We start from the raw sequence: 23,236 nt of genomic DNA on the forward strand, positions 1-23,236 counted from the left end.
ATGGTTTCACCATATCTGCATTCTTTTGCTTTATTTTTCTCTTTGCTCAATCCTTTTTTAATGAGCATTTATATGATTGGCCTGATCCGCCATTCAGAAACCAAGGTATTTAACAAAGCCTTAATTCAGGGGAGCTTGATTGCTTATATCGTCTTTATGTTATTTGCATGGGGCGGTGAAGCAATCTTTAGTAAATACCTGAATGTACGCTTTGAGGCTTTCCAGATTTTTGGTGGCCTTATCTTTTTGGTGATTGGCTATCGCTACGTGTTTCAGGGGGCCGACACCATTGGTGAAATGCGCGGTGCTCCTGAGCATTTAGCTGGAACCATCGCGATGCCTTTTATGATTGGGCCGGGTACCATTAGTGCGGCTGTGGTGACAGGTATTGAAATGTCGATTGGTGCTGCGGCACTTGTGATCGGATTTACCATGTTTTTAACATGCAGTATTTTGATTTTGATGAAATTTTCACATGATCATTTACGCTACAAACATGCAAAATACATCGATCGCTATTTTGATATAGTCGGGCGTTTATCTGCTTTATTAATCGGTACGATTGCTGTTGATATGATTATTAATGGTATTACCGGACTGATCCATAAAGTATAGTCAGGCTCATATAAAACGATGCTATGTCATTTAAAATGGAACAAAATGGCATAGCATCTTTTGATTACTTTTGGCTGCTTCTCAAATTTTTATTTAAGAAAAACTAAAAAATAATTAAAAATAATAGTTTAAAAAATATTCGTTCAAAAAAAGAATTAACAATATTAAAAAATACGATGCTATGTTGTGGATTTAAGCATGTTTTTTTTGTGAATTATCAACCATAATGTTTTCTGAGCTTGTTTGAGACAGAGTTGAGTCATGCCTACATTAGATGAAATGACAACCGTAACTGATGATCAGTCAGAATTAACCATGTCAGTTTTAATGACACCGGACATGGCAAATTTTTCAGGTAATGTTCATGGTGGAACAATTCTAAAGCTGCTAGACCAAGTGGCCTATGCTTGTGCAAGTCGTTATTCAGGCAGCTACGTCGTAACGTTGTCTGTAGATAAAGTGAATTTTAAAGAACCGATTTATGTGGGCGAACTGGTTACATTTTTAGCGAGTGTCAACCATGTGGGTCGTACTTCAATGGAAGTGGGTATTCGTGTAGAAGCACAGAATATTCAAAAGCGTACCGTGCGCCACACCAATAGCTGTTATTTCACGATGGTTTCGGTTGATGAGAATGGTAAACCTCGTGAAGTGCCTCAATTAAAACTCGATACAGAGTGGAAACGCTGTCGATTTGAAGCGGCAGAACACCGCAAGGTATTACGCCTACAAGAAAATCATAATCCTTCTTGTAGTATGTATAAGAAAACTTCTTAAAAAGAAAAACGACTAAAATAAAAAAGATCGAACCGCAGCATGGTTCGATCTTTTTTTTATTCACTGAAATTCAACTTCCTATTTCGTTTCAGCAAAATTATCTCTGAGCTTGGAGGAGAGTACAGAGAAGATTATTGAGCAGCAGGAGCAGCTTCAGAAGCAGAACCTACCGCTTCAGATGCAGCATTTGCAGTGTTTGCTTGTTCTTGAGTTGAAACTACAACTTTATCTTCTGCTGGAGCATGAACTTTATCATGTTTAGAAGCAGCAAAAGTTGAAGCAGCAGTTAAAGCTAGGGTAGTAGCGAGTAAAGTTTTAGCTAATTTCATTTTATGGCATCCTTAAATTCATTAAAAAATAAATCAAACCTAATCGTTCAACCTAACGGAGATAAAACATGTATGGCTGAATGACTAAGCTAGGACACATGCTAAGCCGAGCTTTGGATTACATCAATTAACTTAACAATCTATTACGCCTATCTTAACAATATGAAATATACGGGCCATTTATGTGCGTCTACTGTAAAATTAAAGCGCTAGTTGAACGCTAAAAATGTGAAAGAATATTTCTTGTTGAGTAAAAAAAAGCCAAATTGTTTACGTAAACAAAACACTCTGGCATGAATTATGAATGCCTATAAATAGAATATTCCGTTTAATTCTTTTTTATCTAAAGTTAATTTAAATAATTGATGAGATTTATGTCACATAAAGGTTGTTTTAGCCGGATAATTGAAAACTATAGCTTCAAAATGAAAAAACATTTTCATAGTAGTTAAACAGTGATATACCTTTTTTAGTTTTTAAACCTTGTTGATTTGAGCCACCTGTGAAAATTTTTGCCCAAAAAACTGTTCCTACCCATATTATTTCAGGGTTTTTAGGGGCAGGGAAAACGACGTTATTGCAGCATTTGTTAAGTCAGAAACCCAAAAATGAAGTGTGGGCGGTTTTAATGAATGAGTTTGGGCAAATTGGAGTAGATCAACAGCTCTTACCACAAGATCAGGGCTATGCAGTAAAGGAATTATTGGGCGGCTGTTTATGCTGTAGTAGTCAACTCCCAATGCATATTGCTTTGGCTCGCTTGTTAAGTGAACAAAAGCCAGACCGACTTTTTATTGAACCTACTGGGCTTGGGCACCCTTCGCAATTATTTGATCAGTTAACCGAACCGCATTGGCAAAACAGCTTGGCTATGCGTGCATTGGTTACAGTTGTCGATGGTAGCCGTTTGCATGACACCAATTGGGTTAAACAAAATCTGTATGAAGATCAGTTAAAGGCTGCACAAATTGTAGTGGTCTCTCATGCTGACACCATGACTTTTGAAGATGAACAGGCACTGGTTGAGCTTAAAGAAGAATACCAGCCTTATCAGCAGCAATGGCTAAAGACCGAGCATGGTCAACTTGAACTAGTAGAAATTGATGTCGCTGCTCGTTTAACTGAACGCTCTATACAACCTTTACTCAAGCTGCAAAAGCAAATGACCGAAGCCGAAGTTGCAAAAGAAATTCACCAACTGCCTTATCATTATGTTGAGTCGGCGCAGGGTTATATGGTCGCGGGTTGGAAATTACCTAAACGTTGGAAATTTGAGTTCTATGCTCTGCTTGATGTGTTGTGTGCACAGCAAGACTGGCTACGTATTAAGGGAATTTTTAATACAGATCAGGGATGGAAGACCTTTAACTTTAACCCTGAGCAGTTTAACTATAAGTCTGGTGAAGAGGGGATTGATAACCGTATTGAAATCATTAGCCAGCATGAACATGACTGGCTGGCATTTGAAACTGAATTATTAGGTTGCAGAATTGATGAATAGAGAACATTGAAAAGATAGCTCAATGTTCTCAAAAATATTCATCTATTTTTTGATGTTGAGTACAGCTTTAGCTTGAGCATGGTCAATGTCTTTTTCCCAATGTGCAATGACTACGGTCGCAACACAGTTACCAATTAAATTGGTGCAGGCACGAATAATCCCGATAAACCAATCTACAGACAATAAAAGCACTAAACCAATTGCAGGTAAGCTTGGAATGACGGAAAGTGTCGCCGCAAGAATCACTAAGGCAGACCCCGGAATACCGTGCGCGCCTTTAGAGGTAATGAGCGAAACCAGTAAAATAGCCAACAAGTCATGTATAGAGAGATCGATATTGCAGGCCTGTGCAATAAAAATCACCCCTAATGTTAAATAAATTGAAAAGCCGTCTAAATTAAAAGAATAACCGGTAGGAATAACCAGACCGACTGTTGAATCTTTAATTCCTAAGTTTTTAAGCTTTTTCATGACTTGAGGAAGAACCGAGTCGGAAGAGGCAGTACCTAAAACAATCGCGAGCTCATCTTTAAAGTAGCCCACAAACTTAAAAATGTTGAGGCCTGTAAGTTTTAGAATTGAACCTAGAACAATCACAACAAATAGAATGCAGGTTGCATAAAAGAGTAAAACTAAATAACCGAGTTGTAGAAGTGAGTCTGATCCGAATTTTGCAGTGGTATATGCGACTGAACCGAATACACCAATTGGAGCTAAACGGATAATCAGTCCCATAATTTTAAAGAAGACTTCAGAGAAAGCTTCAAGTGCCTGACGTACCAGCTCGGCTAAATGTTTAGGAATTAAAAGTAGCGAGACACCAAATAAAATCGCGATGAGTAAAATCTGTAAAATATCGCCGTTGGCAAAAGCAGCCGTAAATGTTTTTGGAATAATATTAAGTAAAAAGTCCGAACCTGTATGCATGTCATGAGCACGGTCAGTATAGGTACTTAAATCTTTAGCATCTAAATGATGAATATCGATATTCATACCGACGCCCGGTTTAAAGACATAAGCAACAATAATTCCCAAAATTAAAGCAATACTGGTGACTACTTCAAAATAAAGAATCGTTTTTGCACCGACTTTGCCCATTTTTTTTATGTCGTTTGCACCATAGATTCCCAGTACCACCACACAAAACACAATTGGAGCAATCAACATTTTAATGAGCGAAATAAAACCATCACCAAGAGGTTTTAAAGCTAGGGAGAAATCATGAAAACCAAGACCTACTGCAATACCGAGGAAGAGAGCGCAGAGAACTTGTAGGAATAAACTACGTTTAAGTTTTTGCCACATAAGTCATCAAATCAAAAAGAGAGGAATACAACCCTCTCAAGCAAAAAGCCCGCCAACTTTGAAAGTGCTTAGATGTTTTGGAATAAGATGCAAATTTAGAGTGAAAGAAGTTTTGAGTTACTGCGTTTTTTCTATAATTTTTTAACTAAAATCGAGTATTCTTAGCGCCAAATTTTTGGACATATCAACTATGGCGCTTAAAGCAACAATTTATAAAGCGGATCTGAACATTGCCAATATGGATGACCATATTTATGGCGATTATCAATTGACGCTTGCCTTACATCCTTCAGAAACTTTAGAACGATTAATGGTTCGTGTTATGGCATTTGCACGTTTTGCCAGTGATAGCCTTGAATTTACCAAAGACCTTTTTGAAACTGATGAGCCTGCACTTTGGCAAAAAGACTTAACAGGACAGTTAGAAACCTGGATTGAAGTCGGTTTACCTTCTGAAGATAAAGTGAAAAAAGCCAGTGCCCGTTGTAAAACTGTGGCAATTGTTGCTTATGGTTCACAAGTTGAAGACTGGTGGAAGAAAAACAGTAAAATTAAAACTTTGAGTAATGTTCAGGTATGGCAAATTGCGCCTGAAAGTACAGCAGAGTTAGAACAGCTTTGTGAACGCACTATGCAGTTACAGTTAAATGTTATGGACACAGAGTGGACTTTGCTTGGTGAAAAGGGCCAAGCAAATGTGGTGTGGACACAATTACAGTAAAACTGGAAAGCGAAACAAATTTTACAACTTCACTTGCTAGACTAAAGATTGAGTCTGAGCTATGAATTTAAATGAAACGGAAATGTTATGATCACTGAATTAGAAATTATCGATTTAAAAGTAGGCGAAGGTAAAGAAGCGGTTAAAGGTGCTTTAATTACCACGCACTATACAGGTTGGTTAGAAGACGGTACTAAATTCGACTCTTCAATTGACCGCGGAAATTATTTCGAATGTGTCATTGGTACAGGCCGTGTGATTAAAGGTTGGGACCAAGGCATCATGGGAATGAAAGTGGGCGGAAAACGTAAACTTATTGTTCCTGCGCATTTAGCTTATGGCGAACGCAAAATGGGTAAGGTTATTCCGGCAAATTCAAATTTGATTTTTGAAATCGAATTATTTGACGTAAAAACTCGTGATGAGTGATATCAAATTCTTTAGGGTTTGATTTTATATATAAGCTTTAAATATAAATACATTCACTATTTATATTTTAGCTTTTTGAATATTTAAGATTATTTTCAGTTTATTTGATTATAAAGGTGAACTGAAAAACTGTTCTTTGGGACAGTCTGAACCTAAGAGCTAAATTGACATAAGGTTTAGTTCTTAAGTTTAAATTTCACATAAATAATCTATATTGCTATTGAGACGCTATTTCATGATTACCCGTTTTGCATCTCCTTTGTTGAATCTAACGCTTGGCTTGGCTTTAGCAGGCTTGTCAGGTATGACATTAGCTAAGCCTCCTAAAATAGATGCTTCAGAACTTACTGTTATTGGCTATCATGAAATTACCGATACTAAAAATGCCTTAATTCCTCAATATGCAGTAACCACGAAACAATTTAGTGAGCATATTGATTGGCTGCAAAAAAACGGTTTCCATTTTATTACTGTAGACCAGTTGATTCGTGCTCATCAGGGGAAAACTGCACTGCCGACCAAGCCAGTTTTATTAACTGTAGACGATGGTTATCAGTCTTTTTATCAAAATGCCTATCCAGTCATTAAAGCTAAAAAAATCCCGGTAGTACTTGCTGTTGTTGGTTCATGGTTAGAGCCTAAAGCAAGTCAGAAAGTTGATTTTTCTGGCGAAGAAATTTCACGTGATAAAATCTTAAGCTGGCCTGAACTTAAAGAAATGCAAGATAGCGGTTTTGTTGAAATTGCAAGCCACAGCTATCATTTACACCGTGGTATTACTGGTAACCCACAAGGAAACTCTGAACCTGCGGCAACGACTCGTTTTTATGACGTAAAAACTAAAACGTATGAAAACGACAGCCAATATCAGGCCCGAATTTATAACGATTTAAAAAAGAATAATCAGTTACTTAAAGAACATGGTATACGTTCACCACGTATTATGGTGTGGCCATATGGTCGCTATAATATGCAAACTGTTCAAATTGCTAAAAAGCTTGGTATGCCAATTACCATCACACTTGATGATGGAGCAGATCACGCTAAACAGTCTCTACAAAATATGAGTCGTATTTTGGTAGAGGGTGGAATGAGCACGAATTATTTAGCTCAAGAGATTAAAAACCGTGAGTTAAATTTAACGGATAATAACCGTCCGCAAAAAATCATGCATGTGGATCTCGACTATATCTATGATCCAGACCCGCAACAGCAAGAGCGTAATTTAGGTAATTTACTCGACCGTATTAATGCAATGGGCGTAAATACAGTTTATTTGCAGGCTTTCTCTGATGCAGATGCGAATGGTTCTGCCGATATGGTATACTTCCCAAATCGACATATTCCTATGCGTGCTGATTTATTTAACCGTGTTGCATGGCAAATTCAAACACGTACTCCTGTAAGCCGTATTTATGCGTGGATGCCATTATTGGCATGGGAACTACCAAAAACTGATCCTGTATCAAAAGATTTGGTTGTAACCCAACAGGATAAAACGAGTGGACACCTTAATATGGGATACATTCGTTTAAGTCCTTTTTCACCTGAAGCGCGTCAAACTATCCGTGAAATATATCAAGACTTAGCGAAGTCATCGTCTTTCAATGGAATTTTATTCCATGACGATGTGACACTGTCTGATTATGAAGATGCAAGCCCAGATGCTTTAAAAGCTTATGCAAAACAAGGCTTACCAACAGACTTGGCAAAAATTCGTGCAAATGACGAAGATTTGCAAAAGTGGACTGCATACAAAACCAGATATTTAGATGATTTTGCGATGCAGCTTGTTGATGAGGTTCGTCAATATGAACCGTTCCTGTTAACAGCACGTAATTTATATGCGCAAGTGGCTTTAAAACCATATGCGGAAAATTGGTACTCTCAGTCACTTGAAGAGTCATTAAACCGTTATGATTTTACTGCTATTATGGCGATGCCTTATATGGAGCAAGTGAAAAATCCAGATCAATTCTATAAAGATATGGTTGATCGCGTGAAAAAATATCCAAATGGCATTAAGAAAACAGTTTTTGAGCTACAGGCAACAAACTGGCGTAATAACGAAAAGGTACCTTCAACTGAAATGGCTGCGACGATTCATTCTCTCTATGAACAAGGTGCAATGCATGTTGCATACTATCCAGATGACCCAATTAAAGATCATCCGGACGTGAACGTGATGCATAAAGCATTTGCTGAAAAGTCATCTCGTCTTGTGCCATAGACGAGGCTGAAACATGACAATCTTTGCTGCAATATGGTCGCATGCCCTAAAATTCGTTTTTTATTATCCATTGTTTATGTCATATCTATGGATGATTGGTGCGATCATTTTCTATTGGAAGGAACGTAAGGCTCCACCTTATGATCAACCCGCTCCATTAGAAAGCTATCCGAAAGTTGCTGTACTCATCCCTTGCTTTAACGAAGGTGATAATGCAGAGGAAACCATTAGCCATGCTTTAAAACTGGATTATCCAAATTTTGAAGTCATTGCGATTAATGATGGCAGTTCGGATAATACGGGTGAAGTGCTCGATCGTTTAGCTGAACAATACGAAAAACTTCGTGTTGTTCACCTTGCACAAAACCAAGGAAAAGCGATGGGACTACAGGCGGGCAGCCTGATGACCGATGCCGAATTTTTAATTGGTATCGATGGCGATGCTTTGCTTGACCCACATGCAGCAAAATGGATGATTCGTCATTTTCTTCAGAACCCAACGGTTGCAGCTGTAACTGGAAACCCACGTATACGTACGCGTTCAACTTTGTTAGGCCGTATTCAAGTCGGTGAATTTTCTTCGATTGTGGGAATGATTAAACGTGCACAGCGTACATTTGGTCGTTTATTTACAGTGTCTGGTGTAATTACAGCTTTTCGTAAAAGCGCTGTTCATCAAGTCGATTATTGGTCACCAAATATGTTGACTGAAGACATCGACATTACTTGGAAGTTGCAGCGTGCAGGCTGGGACATTCGTTTTGAACCGAATGCCTTGGTTTGGATTTTGATGCCTGAAACTTTAAATGGTTTATGGAAACAGCGTTTACGTTGGGCAATGGGTGGAGCACAGGTTTTAATTAAAAACATTGATGTGTTTACCAAACCAAAATTGAATTTTTTATGGCCTCTAATGTTTGAGCTTTGCTTAACTTTAGTATGGTCATATTTAATGCTGGCAATGGCTTTATTGTGGTTGGTACATTTTATTTTACCAATCCCTGCTTTAGCCGTTGTGAGTTCCCCATTTTTACCGTATGGTAGCGGTATTTTATTGGGGGCAACCTGTCTAATTCAGTTTGCTTTAAGCAAATGGATGGATAGTCGCTATGAACCGCATCTAGGAAAAAATTATTTCTGGATGATCTGGTATCCATTGGTCTTTTGGCTAATCACCATTTCGGCAACCATTGTGGCATTTCCTAAGGTCTTACGACGTGGAGATGAGAAACGAGCACGTTGGGTGAGCCCGGATCGGGGCATTCGTTAGATGAAATGCAAGAGTCATGAGATTTTAAAGATCGTGCTGTATTGATGTCTGGGGAAAAACCGCAGCACTTCGTTAGGTAAAGAGAAATGAAGACAAATTCGTTGATTATTGATTTACGTCGTCAACTACCATGGCACAAACGCTATGTTTCTACAACAAGCACAGCCATGATGTGGGGCGGTTGGTTGTTGTTATGGCGTCCGTTTGTATTTATTTGGGTATTGGCGGAGCTCCAAAAAACTCATTTAGTACATCGTTTGTTTAGTGCTTTTGGTGTAGGAATTGAACATGGCATTACAGCTCTGATTGCTTGTGCAATTGGCTTGCTGCTCTGGAGTCATGTGTTGCCTGAACGCCGTGTTGGGGGTAGTGCACTTAACATGAAACAGACAGATGATTATGCACGTTACTTTGATTTGCCAGAACAAGAAATTGAACAGGGCCGTAGCCAAAAAATTACGGTCGTTCACCATGATGAATTTGGTAAAATCATTAGAGTTGAATAAATCTAATAAATAAAAGAAAGCCCACATCATGTGGGCTTTCTTTTTTTGCATATTTACTCTTAGTGAGTCATAAATTTTAGACCCCGAAGCGTAGTGTTTGAATCGGTTTTATTTGCCTCTAAACACTGGTGGTCTTTTTTGTAGCATAGCAAAAACACCCTCTTGAACATCTTCTGTAGTTAGTAAAGGTTGTAGATGATTTTGCAATTGATGAAAAGCAACCTCGTAACCTTCATTAATAGCTTCACGTGCAGAGGCAAGAATGGCTTTTACGGCAAGGGGCGCTGCTTGAGCAATATGTTCAGCGAGTTCTATGGCACGGTTAAGCTCCGTACCTTCTAGGCAAACTTCTGTAATCAGGTTCATATCCAAGGCTGCTTTGGCATCAAAAGAGTCACCTGTAAGCAAATAGCGCATGGCTTTGGCCCAACCCGCGGCTTGAGTGAAACGTGCAGTTGCTCCGCCAAAAGGTAAGATGCCACGTTGAACCTCCATTTGAGCAAACTGAGTATTTTCACTTGCAATCGCAATATCTGCATTGAGAAAGAGTTCTATGCCAGCGGTATAGCAATAACCCTGTACTGCCACAATCAAAGGTTTACTCAGCTTTCGACCTATTGTGCCCCACGGGTTAATTTCATTTTCACTAAAATCAAAAACACCTGTAGCAAGCTTAGGTTGTAACTCAACCAAATCTAAGCCAGCTGTAAAATGGTCACCGTGAGCAAAAACAATCGCACAGCGCAGGGCGTCATTATTTTCATATTCGGTGAGCGCTAGGGATAAGTCTTTAATCATGTGACTATCAAAGGCATTACGTTTTGCTGCGCGATCTAAGCCAATTAAAAAAATATGTCCGCGAGTTTCACGGCTGACTTTTCCTTCTTGATTTGACATATTTTCAAGCTCTTTTATTTGTCTCTCATTATCTTTTAAACAATCATTTAAAAACTAGCAAATAGAAATTGTTAGTGACTTGATCAGTATTTCTTTTGTCTATGTATTGAAGTAAATCAATTTCATACGAAAAGACAGATCCTAAGATAATGTCAATTTTCATGATTTATTTAAATTAGCAGTTTGCTTAGTCTTATATTTTTCTCATAATACGCTGTTAAATTGATCTCAATAAGCAGCTTCTCTTATGTCACCTCTAGAAATTTTCGCGGTCTTAATTAGCCTCATTGGTGTCGGGTTAACGGTAATCCGTAATATGTGGTGCTGGCTGTTTAATTTCTTCGCCTTTGTTTTATACGCTTATTTGTTTTACGAATTTAAGCTTTATGGTGAAACGATTTTGCAGTTCTTTTTTATGGCTGTAAATTTTTATGGTTTTTACTATTGGCTCAAAGGAAAGCAGCAAGATCATGACATTCGTATAGAACCAATAGCTCCTAAGGTGGCAATTTTTCAAATGATCATTGCCGCGGTAGGTGGCTTGCTCTTTGGTCTGATACTTAAAAACTTTACCGATGCAGCGGTGCCGATGCTCGACTCACAGCTTGCGGCATTTAGTTTGCTTGCCACTTACTGGACCAGCCGAAAGCATATTGCGACATGGATACTTTGGGTATTTGTCGACATTATTTATGTGGGAATGTTTATTTATAAAGATCTGTTTTTAACTTCTGCTTTATATGCAGCCTTTGTATTAATGGCAGCTTATGGTTGGTATCAATGGGAAAAGGTTAAAAGAAAGCAGGTTAATCATATTGAGTTGAAAAAAACTATTTAATGTATGAGAAAATATTAAAACAATAATCCTGTTTGGAAATTATTTGATGACTCATACTTTAAAAAAACTTTTATTTTGTTTATTTCTTTGTTCTGGTTATGCAAATGCTCAGATTAACGCTGTTCCTTTAAAGCAGCTTAGTAAATTACCGGATTCATGTCAGAAAGATGAAGCTGCTGAAAATAATAAATTAGTTATACAGACGGCACAGATAAAAATACAAAGCTATTCTTGCTTTAAGCCTGATATAGCTGATGCACTAGGCTATAATGTATTTGCTATCAATTTAGATAAAAATAAAACCTATTATTTTAAAGCGCAAAGTCGGGATATATCTGCAATAGCTGGCCAAACCATACATAAAATTGATTCTGAAACCTTTGCTATAGACAATTATCAGGAGCGTGGTGGAAATTTCATTATTTTTTGGGTAGCTGACTGGGCAAATATTTATACACAAGATATTTCTTATTATACGAATGATGAAACTTCCATAGATACCTTTATTAAAGACAAACTGATTTATTTACAGAAGAAAAAATATTTGGATAATACCAAAACTAAGAAAGTTGGATCTCCTTTAATCATTATGAAAGACAAACAAAAAGGTTTGATCATTAATAAGACTAAGGCACAAAACTTTTAAATCATTAATTTCTGGATTTTTATGAAAAATTTAACTCATATATTTTTATTTTGTATTGGCTTTTTAGTAGCAACTACCTCTTATGCGCAAGTAAATATTAAACCATTGTGGCATGGTAAAGTATTGAACAGTTTTGATATTCGTTTAAATAATTTGAAAAAGCCAAAGCAGGTTATTAAAGGTGAGGCTGATGAATGCAATGGTGGTTATTTTCCAGATCAATGGGTATATGAAGATGGAGTGATACTCTCTACGGGATCTTTAGATAAGGTATATGTAAGCCAGCAAAATGGTCTAAAGTATGGTTCTCGATTATTTAATCATTTAACTACCGAGAATGATTTTAAAAAGTTTTTTGGTAAACAAATAATTATATCTGAAAATCATACTTACTCTATATTTCCTTGGGAAGGTAGTAATGATGGCTTGCACTTTCATTTCCGTAATGGAAAACTACATTACTATACGTACTCTATTGATGACTGTTAATGATTAATCTTTAAGAATAGCCATGATCCTGAATTTAGTCATATATAAACAGCAACAGTTTGATGCGGTGGCCCAAAAAATTATGGCTGACCCTGCAAAATATATAGATTTTAATTCAGTGTCAGATTTCTATAAGGTTGCTTGGCTCAAGGACTTTCCCCAAGGGACCCAAGTCTCTGTGACAGGTTTAGATGATGGGGCTGAAGAGTTTTATGCAGTAGTACAGTTTAAACAGCAATACTTAAAGTTTGATATTAAAGAAAATCATTCAACACTGAGTTTTCAAGATATGAATGGTGAAACTTTTAAGTGTAATTTTTAACTGATGAAATCAAAGCACAAAAAAAAGCGACTTAACGTCGCTTTTTTTAATAGATAAATTTTGAAATTTTATCTGCCGTTGCGATGACCAGAGCGGCAATATCTTCTTTAAAGGTCTTTTCATCATAGGTGGTAATTGGGCAACTTACCGAAAGGACAGCCACCATTTTTCCATTTGATTGTTTGAAAATAGGGGCAGCACAAGCAGCCATATCATGGTTGTAATGACCCCAGCTCAGACGACTTAAAACAGTCGGCAAATGCCTCAATTACCAATGTGAACTCGTTACTGGCATTGCAACCAGAACCACACATGATTGCGACTTCATCTGCACGCGCTGCACTGTTGAATTTAACCCATTCATTGGCGCATGAGTTTACTCAATATGGCGTTCGTGTGAACTCGATTTTACTCGGTATGGTTGAATCTGCGCAGTGGAAACGCCGTTATGAAACCCGTTCAGATTTAAATCTGTCATGGGAAGAATGGACCGGAAATATCGCAAAAAATCGTGGCATTCCTATGCAGCGCTTAGGCCGCCCGGAAGAGCCTGCACGTGCTTTAGTGTTCTTGGCATCACCATTGGCATCTTACACCACAGGTTCGGCAATAGATGTCTCAGGTGGTTTTAACAAACATTTATAAATATTAGGTGCTGTCATGAAAAAGTTGATGATGATTGGTTTTGGCGCAATGGCAGCAGAAGTGTATGCCCACTTGCCTCAAGATCTGCAACTCAAGTGGATTGTAGTGCCATCTCGCAGCATTGAAAAAGTGCAGTCACAAGTCTCTTCTGACATTCAAGTGATTTCAGATATTGAGCAATGTGATGGTACGCCAGACTATGTCATTGAGGTGGCAGGTCAAGCAGCAGTAAAAGAGCATGCTCAAAAAGTTTTAGCGAAAGGCTGGACCATTGGTCTGATTTCGGTGGGTACTTTGGCTGATAGCGAGTTTCTGGTGCAGCTTAAGCAAACTGCCGAAAAAAATGATGCCCATCTGCATTTACTTGCAGGGGCTATCGCCGGTATTGACGGTATTTCGGCGGCTAAAGAAGGTGGCTTGCAAAAGGTCACTTACAAGGGTTGTAAAAGTCCAAAAAGCTGGAAGGGCAGTTATGCAGAACAATTGGTCGATTTAGACCATGTTTCAGAACCTACGGTCTTTTTTACAGGAACTGCTCGTGAAGCTGCCATGAAATTTCCGGCCAATGCCAACGTTGCAGCAACCATTGCACTTGCAGGGCTTGGAATGGATGAAACCATGGTTGAGTTAACTGTTGATCCAACTATCAACAAAAACAAACACACCATTGTGGCAGAAGGTGGTTTTGGACAAATGACCATTGAACTGGTGGGCGTGCCGTTGCCAAGTAACCCGAAAACATCAACTTTGGCTGCGCTTAGCGTGATTCGTGCTTGTCGCAATAGTGTAGAAGCAATACAGATTTAAGAAGGATTTGATCATGGCAAAGGAAATTTATATTGCGGGTGAATGGCGATTAGGCCGTGGTGCAGTCATTCAAAGCCTGTTTCCGGCAGATCAGTCGGTAAACGCTGAGCTTTCAACAGCAACGCTTGAAGATGTAAATGAAGCAATTGAAAAAGCAGATCAGGCGTGGCGTGAACCGAGCTGGAAAAACAGTTTGCCGCATGAGCGCGCACGTATTCTTTACAAAGTTGCAGACATTATTGAAGCGCGTGTAGATGAGTTAGCGAAATTACAAACACGTGATAATGGTAAGCCTTTAACCGAAACTCGTGGCTTGGTGATGAGCGCGGCGGCAACTGCACGTTATGTTGCTGCGGCATGTGAAACATTGAACGATGAGCTCACCACTCAGCGTGCTCCAGACTTTATGACCATGAGTGTGCATGAACCAGTGGGCGTTGTGGCAGCCATTACCCCTTGGAACTCTCCAATTGCGAGTGAAGTTCAAAAGCTTGCTCCAGCTTTGGCAGCAGGAAATGCCGTGGTGTTAAAACCAGCAGAAGCAACTTCACTGATTGCTTTAGAGCTTGCCAAAATTTTTGAAGAAGCAGGTTTACCAAAAGGCTTACTCAGCGTGCTAGTTGGGCGCGGTTCTGTGATTGGTGATGCAATTGCTCAGCACCCATTGGTTCGTAAAATTTCTTTTACAGGTGGAACAACCACGGGTCGTCATTTGGCACACATTGCCGCAGATAAACTCATTACCACTTCGCTTGAGTTAGGTGGTAAGTCACCAACCATCGTTTTACCGGATGCAGATGTCGAACTGGCAGCTAAAGGTGTCGCGTACGGTATTTTTAGCTCGGCAGGCCAAGCGTGTATCGCAGGTTCTCGCTTATTTATTCATAGCAGTCTTTACGATCAGTTTTTAACGCGTTTGGTTCAAATTACTAAAGGCTTACGTGTGGGTCATCCAGAACAAGCTGGTGTGCATTTAGGACCACTGGTCAATGACAAGCATTTGCAGTCAGTTGATCGCTATGTACAGCTTGCCAAAAGCGAAGGTGGTCAAGTTCTGATTGGTGGTGAGGCACTTACCACTGGTGACTATGCCAAAGGAAGTTATTACTTACCAACGATTATCACGGGCTTAAATAACAGTGCTCAAACCTGTCAGGAAGAAATTTTTGGCCCTGTTTTGGTCGTTATGAAATATGACAATGAGCAAGATTTAATTGCCCAAGCCAATGACAGTTGTTTTGGACTTGCCGCAGGTATTTGGACTGAAAGCTATCGCAAAGCTTGGCGCATTGCACGTGCTTTAGACGTGGGAACGGTATGGATTAATACCTACAAAAAATTCTCGATTAGTGCGCCGTTTGGTGGCTTTAAAGACAGTGGGATTGGGCGCGAAAAAGGCCGTTTGGGCATTTTATCGTACATGCAACAAAAGAGTATTTATATGGGGTTGAATGAACAGCCTAACCCTTGGTGCGATTAATAAATTCAAGGACTGAAAACAAATTTTGAGGAACAGACATGACTGAACGTGTAAATGTAGGCGAAGCAATCGCAAGAGTATTAGAAGCGCACCAAGTTGATAGTATTTATGGTGTTATTTCCATCCACAATTTACCTATTGCCGATGCAGTAGGGCGCCGTGAAAAAATGCGCTTTGTCGCAGCGCGTGGTGAAGCGGGTGCAGTCACCATGGCAGATGCACACTCACGTTTTAAAGGCTTAGGTGTAGCGCTGACCAGTACGGGTGCTGGGGCAGGTAATGCGGTGGGTTCACTGATTGAAGCAATGAATGCGGGTAGTCCTGTATTGCATTTAACTGGTCAGGTTGAGCGTGAATATCTCGACCGTGATGCAAGCTTCATTCATGAAACTAAAGACCAACTTACATTCTTACGAGCATCGAGCAAAGCGGCGTTTCGTATTACCAGTCCAGACAATGCTGTTGGCGTGATTCGTGAGGCTATTCGTGTCGCAACCACTGTTCCAATGGGACCAGTAAGTGTTGAGCTACCCATTGATGTACAAGCAGCAGAGATTGATTTGCCACTTAACCTTGGGCCAGTGAAAGCACTTGAGTTGCCACAGGCAGAGCAAGCTGAAATCGATCTTCTGGTAAACGAAATTAAAAAAGCAAAACGTCCGATTTTCTGGATTGGCGGTGGAACTTTAAATAGCGTTGCAGAAGTGAAAGCAATTGCAGATTTAGGTATTCCGGTTGTTTCATCGACTCATGCTCGTGGGGTGTTGCCAGATGATCATCCACGTAGTTTAGGTGCTTTCCATAATTCGGCAGGTGTTGAGCAATTATTAAAAGATGCTGACTTAATGGTTGTGGTGGGTTCTCGTTTACGTAGTAATGAAACCAAAACTTATTCGGTTGAATTCCCTGAAAACATTATTCAGGTAGATGCCAACCCAGTGGCTCAGCAACGTAATTATAAAATTCGTAACTTCATTTGTGGCGATGCCAAAGATGTCTTAACACGTGTGTTAGAGCAGCTTCAAGGAACTTCAAAAGTTGATGCCGATTACGATGCTGCTGTAGTAGCGGCTAAACAGGCTGCAATTGATGCGCTGCGTAAGCAAATCGACCAATACGCTTTAATTTGTGATCACTTACGTGCAGCTTTACCGCAAGACGGTATTTTTGTACGTGACATCACTATGTCGGGTAGTACATGGGGTAGTCGTTTATTCCCAGTACAAGCGCCAAACCAAAACATCCACTCACTCGCTGGTGCAATTGGTTTAGGTCTTGCAACAGCAATTGGTGCTTCGATTGCTAACCCTGACAAAAAAGTAATTGGTTTAGTCGGCGATGGCGGCTTAATGCTTGGTATTGGTGAAATTGCAACTATGGTGCAAGAAAACACCAATATGGTCTTAATGATTATGAATGACGGTGGTTATGGCGTAATGCGTGGCATTCAAAATAACTACTTTGGTGGCCGTCAGTATTTCAATGAACTGCATACTCCAGACTATAAACTTCTTGGCGAATCAATGGGTGTGAAAAGCTGGAAAGTCGGTAGTGCAGAAGAGTTTAAAACGGTTATTCAAGAAGCTGTTGCTTTTGAAGGGCCAACCGTGATTGAGCTCGATATGAACTCGATTGGACCATTAAACTTCGCGGGTCCACCGCAAAAGAAACTGTATTAACCAGTTTGGATGGTTTAGTACATATGCGATGGGAGCTGCTAAACCATCCTTTTTTTAGATAAATTTTTTTGTCTAAAAAACAATAAAAACGAAGTTTTACAGGTAAAACAAATAAAGTTCCAGCAGGATGCTGGAACTCAATCAAGGATGTAGAGATGAAAAAGACTTCATTGATCATGGCATTCATTGCGCAGCTTACGCTGGGGGTAAGCGTCAATGCATTTGCAAAAGACTCATTGCTTGAATGGAAAAGTGATGACGGCACCGACTCATTAAAGTTAGGTGGGGTGGTTCGGTTAAATCAGCGCTATGAAGATTGGGAAGGCCCAAACCGCGGTTTCGGTAAGCTCTATTTTGATATTTTCAGAGTCGATTTAAAAGGTAAGTTTGATGATGCTTACATCAACGCCAGCTATCTATTTCAAGATCAGCAGAAAACATCTATTGAAAAGGCATACGTTGGCTATAACTTAAATGCCAATAACAGCATTGAAGCAGGTCTGGTTTATAAACCTTTTACAATTTATCCCTATCCGCAAAATGGCTGGACCTATCACATTCCATTCTTTTTAGGGTATGGAAATAACATTGCGCCGGGACTTAACTGGAATTATCACGACAAAGATTGGGATGTAAAACTCGGTTACTACCCGCAAATGTTAGAGACCAACTTGCGTTATTCACCTGAGAGTGCAACTTATGATGATTTGGCAGGAAATGCATTTCCATCTCAAAAAGCCTATCAAAATGAAAAGCGTAATCAGATCAATACCCGCATTGTTCGCAAGTTAGAAACCGATTTTGGTAAACAGGAGTTTGGTGTTTCTGGCGCGATTGCACAGTTACATAACAAAGTGACTGATAAAGACGGCAAGTATTATGCAGTCGGTTTGCATACCGAAAACAACTACAATCGCTTTAATTTACAAAGTTCGGTCATTCACTATCAATATGATGCTAAAAACCCAGATGGTGTAAATAATGACATGACTTTAATGGGTAATAATGGCTTTACACCTGCCTATTTCATTGCTTCAGAGGGTACGATTGCCAGTTTAAACCTTGCTTATACCTTACCTGTGACCAATATGGGCAAGCTAAAAGCCATTAAGTTTTATAATGACTATAGTTATCTCGATAAAAAACGTGATGATTGGTCAGATTCGCAAATGAACACTACAGGCATGATGTTTATTGCTTCACCGTTTATGGTTTGGGCAGATTATACGTGGGGTAAAAACTCCAATATTATTGGTGGCTCGACCAACTCAACAGGGTATACCTCTGCCACTTCACCTAACAGTGATAAGTGGCTATACCGTATTAACTTTAATATCGGGTTTACTTTCTAAAGTAAGCAATATTAAAAAACCACGCAATCGGCGTGGTTTTTTATTTAATAAGTGAAAATTTTTAATACCTGTTTTTTTCAAACTTATTCCAAAACATAAAGGCAGTTATAAAGGCCAAAATTGTTAGCGTGAAAATATAATACATCGCACCAATATCACTGTATTGACTGAGCCAATGTACTAAAGGTAGGGTCATACCACCAACAATTGCATAAGACAAATTATAAGAAAATGAAATGCCAGAGAAGCGAACTGGCGCGGGGAACATTTTAACCATACTGCTCGACACCATGCCGACAGTACCTGAGCATAGACCCAGCAACATATATAAACCAAAAATGGTTGAATGTGCGGCATGACCTAAACTGTGATAAAAAACTGCCGCTGTAAGTGCCACAGCAAGCGCACCGATCATCATGACTTTGCCACAACCAAAACGGTCAGCAAAATAACCTGCCAAAATACAGCCGACCATTTGCATGATAATGGCTGCACTTTGCATTTCAAAAGTCTGTGCACGATCAAAACCAAATGAACCAATCAACAAATTTGGCATGGCTAAAATCACTACCACCACACAGCCCGTTAAAAACCATGTAAATAACATGCCAATCGCAACGGCTGTTTTATGCGTTTTTAAGACTTGTTTTACAGGCATTTCTTTTGAAATTTCTTTACGTGCCTGCATGGCTTTAAATACAGGTGTTTCTTTTAAATACGTTCTTAAATAAAGTGCAACTAGACCAAAAATACCACCTGTAATAAAAGGTATACGCCAAGCCCAGTCATGGATTTGTGCTTCACTAAAATTCAGTGAAATCCATAAAGACATCAGTGCACCTAGTAAAATTCCTAAAGACAGCCCAGCTGTGAGTAACCCATTTGCCAGTCCGATTTTTCTTTCAGGGACGTGTTCCGATACAAAGGTCCATGCAGCTGGAATTTCCCCCCCAATCGCAATCCCTTGCACCACACGCATAAGTAATAAAAGTAGCGGTGCCAAATATCCGATATTTTCAAAGGTGGGCAAAATCCCGATAAATAGGGTAGGCAGTGCCATCAGCAAAATTGAAAGTGAAAAGAGCTTCTTACGCCCGACCAAGTCACCAAAATGGGCCATGATAACCCCACCTAAAGGGCGGAAAAAGTAACCTGCTGCAAAAATGCCGTAAGTGTTGAGCATGGCCCAAAACGGACTAAGCGTACTTGGAAAAAAGAGGTCGGAAATGATTTTTGCGTAAAATACATAAATCACAAAATCGTAAAACTCTAAAGCGCCACCGAGTGAAGAAAGGGCGAGGGTTCGTTTATCTTCTTTAGTGAGGTAGTTCGCGTCCTGCAAAGTTAATTCCTGATCCATTTTTTACTTAATTGTTGTAATTGAAGTTAGGATATTAATGGAAAAGTGAAATAAAAGTAAATGGAGGAAATTTGTTCTATAGGGATGTGTGGATTTTACTTAGTAAGCTAAAAAAGCTTTAAAACAAAAAATGCTTTAGATGAAACAAAAACAGATGTCGGAATGACTTTTCTTTTGGCCTGTTCAGCGACACAATAAAACTTGTCATAGCCAGTTTAATGAGAGATTCAAAGGATGAGCGTAGTTTTACCTGTTGCGAAGCGCGGTGAAGATATTTTGAAATTGATCGCAGCTCCTGTTTCGGCAAATGAGCTAAACAGTAATTGGCTTTATCAGCTTGCTGACGCTATGCATGCAACAATGCTTGAACGTAATGGGGTTGGGATTGCAGCACCGCAAGTGTATATCTCTAAACGCGTCATTATTGTGGCATCTCGACCAAATCCACGCTATCCGGATGCACCTGAAATGGATGCTGTGGTTATGGTAAATCCTGAAATTTTAGAGTTCTCAAACGAAGTGTGTTTAGGTGAAGAAGGCTGCTTAAGTGTGCCAGACGAACGTGGACAAGTTGAACGCGCAGAAATGGTTAAGGTGAAATACTTAACACTTCAGGGTGAGACGATTGAAAGCGTTTTTCATGGTTTTCCTGCTCGTATTGTTCAACATGAAATTGATCATTTAAATGGGATCTTGTTTGTAGAAAGAATAAGCTAACCATCTCTTTAAAGTTTTGAAAAACCTATAATGAGCTTGAAATGGGGAAGTTATAGGAATTACAATACTTATAGCGTGATATTTAAATCATTACAAAAGATATAATTTTAATATTATCAGCAGGTTGTGCTGAAATTTTGCGCGATGTTGTAAATCTCCTCATTTAAGGTTACTGACCATGAAAACCCCTCTCCCAGATTATTTGGCAAATGTTATAGAAGCCTGTGACGTCGATAACAGCGGTCATCTCGCCGATTATATTCCTGAGTTGGCAAATGCAAACCCAAATCGATTAGCTTTAGCAATGTCTACGGTAGATGGGGAAATTTATACGGTCGGCGATGATGATGTTGAGTTCACCATACAATCGATTTCTAAACCTTTTGTATATGCCTACGTTTTGCAACAACTTGGCATTGATGCAGTACTCGCGAAAGTAGGGGTGGAGCCGTCAGGGGAAGCCTTTAATGAAATTTCATTGGGTAAAGATGGCCGACCAAAAAATCCAATGATTAACTCTGGCGCAATTACTGTACATTCCTTGATTCAGGTTAAACATGGTTTGCACAGCGCAGAAATTCTACGCCGTTTTATGAGCGAGCTTGCAGGCCGCGAATTAAGTTTTGATGAGTCTGTTTATGATTCGGAAGTCAAAACAGCCTACCGTAATCTTTCGATCGGTTATATGTTGCGAACAGTGGGGATTTTAGAAACTGACCCAGTCGATATTGTGAATGGTTACATTCGCCAATGCGCGATTATGGTTACAGTTAAAGATTTGGTACGGATGGGCAGTGTACTTGCCAATGGTGGAGTCGACCCTAAAACTGGAAAGCGCTTACTAAATCGATCAGTGGTTAGACAAGTACTTAGTGTCATGATGAGCTGTGGTATGTATGATGCCGCGGGTGACTGGCTTTCAACTGTAGGTATTCCTGCTAAAAGTGGTGTAGCAGGCGGTATCTTGGGTGTGCTGCCGGGTCAAGTTAGTATTGCTGCTTTTTCACCTCGACTAGATGAGCATGGTCATAGTGTTCGCGGAATCGATATTTTAGAGCGATTATCTCGTGACATGGGGTTACACCTCATGGAAGGAACACCTTCTGCACAAACCATTGTACAAAGCCATTATCGCACTGGAAAAGATGCATCATTGAGTGTGTATGTGCTGCGTGGTGTGTTGAAGTTTACTGAAGCTGAAATGTTATTGCGTATTTTACAAGACGAGACAATTGATCAAAGCACAATCGTCATTGATTTAACCCAGATTTCACTTATCCACGATGTGGGTAAACGTATGTTTTTAGAAGGCTTAGATCGTTTAATTGATGATGGACATACACTTGTTCTAGTCGATCCAGAACAGCGCCTAGATCATGCGAGAACTGGTAAAGACAGAGAACTTCATGTTTATCACGATTTCGATGATTTGCTCGAAAAGCATGACCTACCTGCAAAAAAAAAGACTTATAGCGACATCGCGGCACTTCTAAATTGCTGAGGTGTTTTTCCTAGATGTCGCTTAAACATCGCACTGAACGCGCTGGGGTTTGTATACCCCAGTGACTCTGAAATTTGAGAAATAGATTCACCATTCGCGATTTTACTCAAGGCAAGCGCAATATGCATTTGTTGTATCCATGCCCGATAAGATAGCCCGGTTTCTTTCTGGAACATACGCATTAAAGTTCTAGAACTCGTGCCAATATCATCAGCCCAATCTGTTAAATCTTTTGAACTGTCAGGTATATGTAATAACTCTTGGCAAATTTTTAAGAGTCTTTTGTCTTTCGGCCACGGTATCTGGATAGGCAATAAATTGGCCCGATGTATTTCTTCAAAAATCAAAATTTGTAAAGAACGGGAAAGCTCTTGGGAGGTTGCTGTATTTGGAGTTTCCTCTCGTTCAATTTCATTTAAACGTATTAAAAGTTCATGCAACAGGTTACTCACCCGAATAATAAAGCAATGTTGTCCCATTAGAGCGGCTGCATTTACTTCAACCAATGCCGTATTTAACTTCACGTGACTCAGTGAAATCACACTGTGCTCTACATGTGCTGGAATCCATAACGCACACATGGGTGGCACAATCCACACATTATTCGGTGTGAAAACCTGAATAGTTCCAGTAGATGCATATAAAAACTGCGCACGTGTATGCATATGGGTTGGGGTGATTTCTCGGTAAGAATGCTCGGAAGATAGCCCAATCACCAGTTCAGACAAATCGGACTGAATAAGAGAATCGGACATAAATTATCCTAGAAATTGTCATTTATACGATGATTATTGGAAGATAACTTTATAAGCGACAATTT

Annotated in this window: 23 protein-coding genes and 2 pseudogenes; 19 read left to right on the forward strand and 6 right to left on the reverse strand. The window is 39.5% G+C overall.

Features of this window, described 5'->3' with window-relative positions:
• Positions 1 to 615, forward strand: coding sequence for a MarC family protein (locus tag J678_RS11575; RefSeq protein WP_002054351.1), 615 nt, complete (start codon positions 1 to 3; stop codon positions 613 to 615).
• A gap of 261 nt (positions 616 to 876) precedes the next feature.
• The gene (locus J678_RS11580) at positions 877 to 1,392 is read left to right on the forward strand and encodes an acyl-CoA thioesterase (protein WP_002054353.1); all 516 of its coding nucleotides are present in this window, start codon (positions 877 to 879) and stop codon (positions 1,390 to 1,392) included.
• A gap of 131 nt (positions 1,393 to 1,523) precedes the next feature.
• Here J678_RS11580 and J678_RS11585 read toward each other — a convergent pair whose 3' ends face one another.
• Entirely contained in the window at positions 1,524 to 1,721 is a 198-nt protein-coding gene (locus J678_RS11585) for a hypothetical protein (RefSeq protein ID WP_002054416.1), read from the reverse strand.
• 502 nt (positions 1,722 to 2,223) lie between these two features.
• Between J678_RS11585 and J678_RS11590 the strand changes: the two genes are divergently transcribed.
• Complete coding sequence (locus J678_RS11590; protein ID WP_017393329.1) at positions 2,224 to 3,222, forward strand: CobW family GTP-binding protein; 999 nt, start codon at positions 2,224 to 2,226, stop codon at positions 3,220 to 3,222.
• Positions 3,223 to 3,264: 42 nt separating this feature from the next.
• Here J678_RS11590 and dctA read toward each other — a convergent pair whose 3' ends face one another.
• A complete protein-coding gene (dctA, locus tag J678_RS11595; RefSeq protein WP_017393330.1) occupies positions 3,265 to 4,527 on the reverse strand; it encodes a C4-dicarboxylate transporter DctA in 1,263 nt (420 codons plus the stop codon).
• Positions 4,528 to 4,717: 190 nt separating this feature from the next.
• On the opposite strand from dctA, the gene J678_RS11600 reads away from it, so the two are divergent.
• The 5 genes from J678_RS11600 to pgaD all read left to right on the forward strand — a co-directional run bounded on the left by J678_RS11600 (position 4,718) and on the right by pgaD (position 9,683).
• Complete coding sequence (locus J678_RS11600) at positions 4,718 to 5,248, forward strand: YaeQ family protein (protein ID WP_017393331.1); 531 nt, start codon at positions 4,718 to 4,720, stop codon at positions 5,246 to 5,248.
• An 87-nt stretch (positions 5,249 to 5,335) separates the two neighbouring features.
• Positions 5,336 to 5,677, forward strand: coding sequence for an FKBP-type peptidyl-prolyl cis-trans isomerase (locus J678_RS11605; protein WP_004703189.1), 342 nt, complete (start codon positions 5,336 to 5,338; stop codon positions 5,675 to 5,677).
• A 235-nt stretch (positions 5,678 to 5,912) separates the two neighbouring features.
• Positions 5,913 to 7,907, forward strand: coding sequence for a poly-beta-1,6-N-acetyl-D-glucosamine N-deacetylase PgaB (pgaB, locus tag J678_RS11610; RefSeq protein ID WP_017393332.1), 1,995 nt, complete (start codon positions 5,913 to 5,915; stop codon positions 7,905 to 7,907).
• Between the two features lie 13 nt (positions 7,908 to 7,920).
• Positions 7,921 to 9,177 carry a poly-beta-1,6-N-acetyl-D-glucosamine synthase gene (pgaC, locus tag J678_RS11615; RefSeq protein ID WP_004888283.1) on the forward strand — a complete coding sequence of 419 codons (1,257 nt, stop codon included), beginning with the start codon at positions 7,921 to 7,923 and terminating at the stop codon, positions 9,175 to 9,177.
• Positions 9,178 to 9,263: 86 nt separating this feature from the next.
• Complete coding sequence (gene pgaD, locus J678_RS11620; RefSeq protein WP_002054480.1) at positions 9,264 to 9,683, forward strand: poly-beta-1,6-N-acetyl-D-glucosamine biosynthesis protein PgaD; 420 nt, start codon at positions 9,264 to 9,266, stop codon at positions 9,681 to 9,683.
• Positions 9,684 to 9,791: 108 nt separating this feature from the next.
• Here pgaD and J678_RS11625 read toward each other — a convergent pair whose 3' ends face one another.
• The gene (locus J678_RS11625; RefSeq protein WP_017393333.1) at positions 9,792 to 10,580 is read right to left on the reverse strand and encodes a crotonase/enoyl-CoA hydratase family protein; all 789 of its coding nucleotides are present in this window, start codon (positions 10,578 to 10,580) and stop codon (positions 9,792 to 9,794) included.
• 247 nt (positions 10,581 to 10,827) lie between these two features.
• On the opposite strand from J678_RS11625, the gene pnuC reads away from it, so the two are divergent.
• From pnuC to J678_RS11645, 4 genes are read left to right on the forward strand one after another with little or no spacing between them, the layout of a single operon-like run.
• Positions 10,828 to 11,418 carry a nicotinamide riboside transporter PnuC gene (gene pnuC / locus J678_RS11630; protein WP_017393334.1) on the forward strand — a complete coding sequence of 197 codons (591 nt, stop codon included), beginning with the start codon at positions 10,828 to 10,830 and terminating at the stop codon, positions 11,416 to 11,418.
• Between the two features lie 46 nt (positions 11,419 to 11,464).
• The gene (locus tag J678_RS11635; protein ID WP_017393335.1) at positions 11,465 to 12,064 is read left to right on the forward strand and encodes a hypothetical protein; all 600 of its coding nucleotides are present in this window, start codon (positions 11,465 to 11,467) and stop codon (positions 12,062 to 12,064) included.
• Positions 12,065 to 12,085: 21 nt separating this feature from the next.
• Positions 12,086 to 12,553, forward strand: a complete 468-nt coding sequence (locus J678_RS11640) for a hypothetical protein (RefSeq protein ID WP_017393336.1) — start codon at positions 12,086 to 12,088, stop codon at positions 12,551 to 12,553.
• A gap of 22 nt (positions 12,554 to 12,575) precedes the next feature.
• A complete protein-coding gene (locus J678_RS11645) occupies positions 12,576 to 12,875 on the forward strand; it encodes a hypothetical protein (protein WP_017393337.1) in 300 nt (99 codons plus the stop codon).
• A 46-nt stretch (positions 12,876 to 12,921) separates the two neighbouring features.
• Here the strand turns inward: J678_RS11645 and J678_RS0104155 are convergent.
• Positions 12,922 to 13,119, reverse strand: a pseudogene (locus J678_RS0104155) (IclR family transcriptional regulator domain-containing protein); the annotation flags it as partial.
• Between J678_RS0104155 and J678_RS11650 the strand changes: the two are divergent.
• The 5 genes and pseudogenes from J678_RS11650 to J678_RS11670 all read left to right on the forward strand — a co-directional run.
• A pseudogene (locus J678_RS11650) lies at positions 13,113 to 13,520 on the forward strand (SDR family oxidoreductase); the annotation flags it as partial. The pseudogenes J678_RS0104155 and J678_RS11650 overlap by 7 nt on opposite strands.
• 15 nt (positions 13,521 to 13,535) lie before the next feature.
• Positions 13,536 to 14,327 (forward strand): aspartate dehydrogenase, encoded by a 792-nt coding sequence (locus J678_RS11655; protein WP_000735778.1) that lies wholly within the window; start codon positions 13,536 to 13,538, stop codon positions 14,325 to 14,327.
• Between the two features lie 13 nt (positions 14,328 to 14,340).
• The gene (locus tag J678_RS11660) at positions 14,341 to 15,807 is read left to right on the forward strand and encodes an aldehyde dehydrogenase (RefSeq protein WP_017393340.1); all 1,467 of its coding nucleotides are present in this window, start codon (positions 14,341 to 14,343) and stop codon (positions 15,805 to 15,807) included.
• A gap of 38 nt (positions 15,808 to 15,845) precedes the next feature.
• Entirely contained in the window at positions 15,846 to 17,486 is a 1,641-nt protein-coding gene (locus tag J678_RS11665; RefSeq protein ID WP_017393341.1) for a thiamine pyrophosphate-binding protein, read from the forward strand.
• A 155-nt stretch (positions 17,487 to 17,641) separates the two neighbouring features.
• Positions 17,642 to 18,838 carry a hypothetical protein gene (locus tag J678_RS11670; protein WP_004710123.1) on the forward strand — a complete coding sequence of 399 codons (1,197 nt, stop codon included), beginning with the start codon at positions 17,642 to 17,644 and terminating at the stop codon, positions 18,836 to 18,838.
• A gap of 61 nt (positions 18,839 to 18,899) precedes the next feature.
• On the opposite strand, the gene J678_RS11675 is transcribed toward J678_RS11670, so the two are convergent.
• A complete protein-coding gene (locus J678_RS11675) occupies positions 18,900 to 20,198 on the reverse strand; it encodes an MFS transporter (RefSeq protein WP_017393342.1) in 1,299 nt (432 codons plus the stop codon).
• Between the two features lie 234 nt (positions 20,199 to 20,432).
• Between J678_RS11675 and def the strand changes: the two genes are divergently transcribed.
• Both def and J678_RS11685 read left to right on the forward strand, forming a co-directional pair.
• On the forward strand, positions 20,433 to 20,915 hold the full coding sequence (gene def, locus J678_RS11680) for a peptide deformylase (protein WP_004710118.1): 483 nt from the start codon (positions 20,433 to 20,435) through the stop codon (positions 20,913 to 20,915).
• Between the two features lie 178 nt (positions 20,916 to 21,093).
• The gene (locus J678_RS11685) at positions 21,094 to 22,416 is read left to right on the forward strand and encodes a glutaminase (RefSeq protein WP_017393343.1); all 1,323 of its coding nucleotides are present in this window, start codon (positions 21,094 to 21,096) and stop codon (positions 22,414 to 22,416) included.
• On the opposite strand, the gene J678_RS11690 is transcribed toward J678_RS11685, so the two are convergent.
• Positions 22,383 to 23,171 carry an AraC family transcriptional regulator gene (locus J678_RS11690; RefSeq protein ID WP_017393344.1) on the reverse strand — a complete coding sequence of 263 codons (789 nt, stop codon included), beginning with the start codon at positions 23,169 to 23,171 and terminating at the stop codon, positions 22,383 to 22,385. The genes J678_RS11685 and J678_RS11690 overlap by 34 nt on opposite strands.
• Positions 23,172 to 23,236 lie beyond the last annotated feature (65 nt).

The organism is Acinetobacter sp. 1424608 (assembly GCF_000588255.1).
Classification (GTDB): Bacteria; Pseudomonadota; Gammaproteobacteria; order Pseudomonadales; family Moraxellaceae; genus Acinetobacter; species Acinetobacter nosocomialis.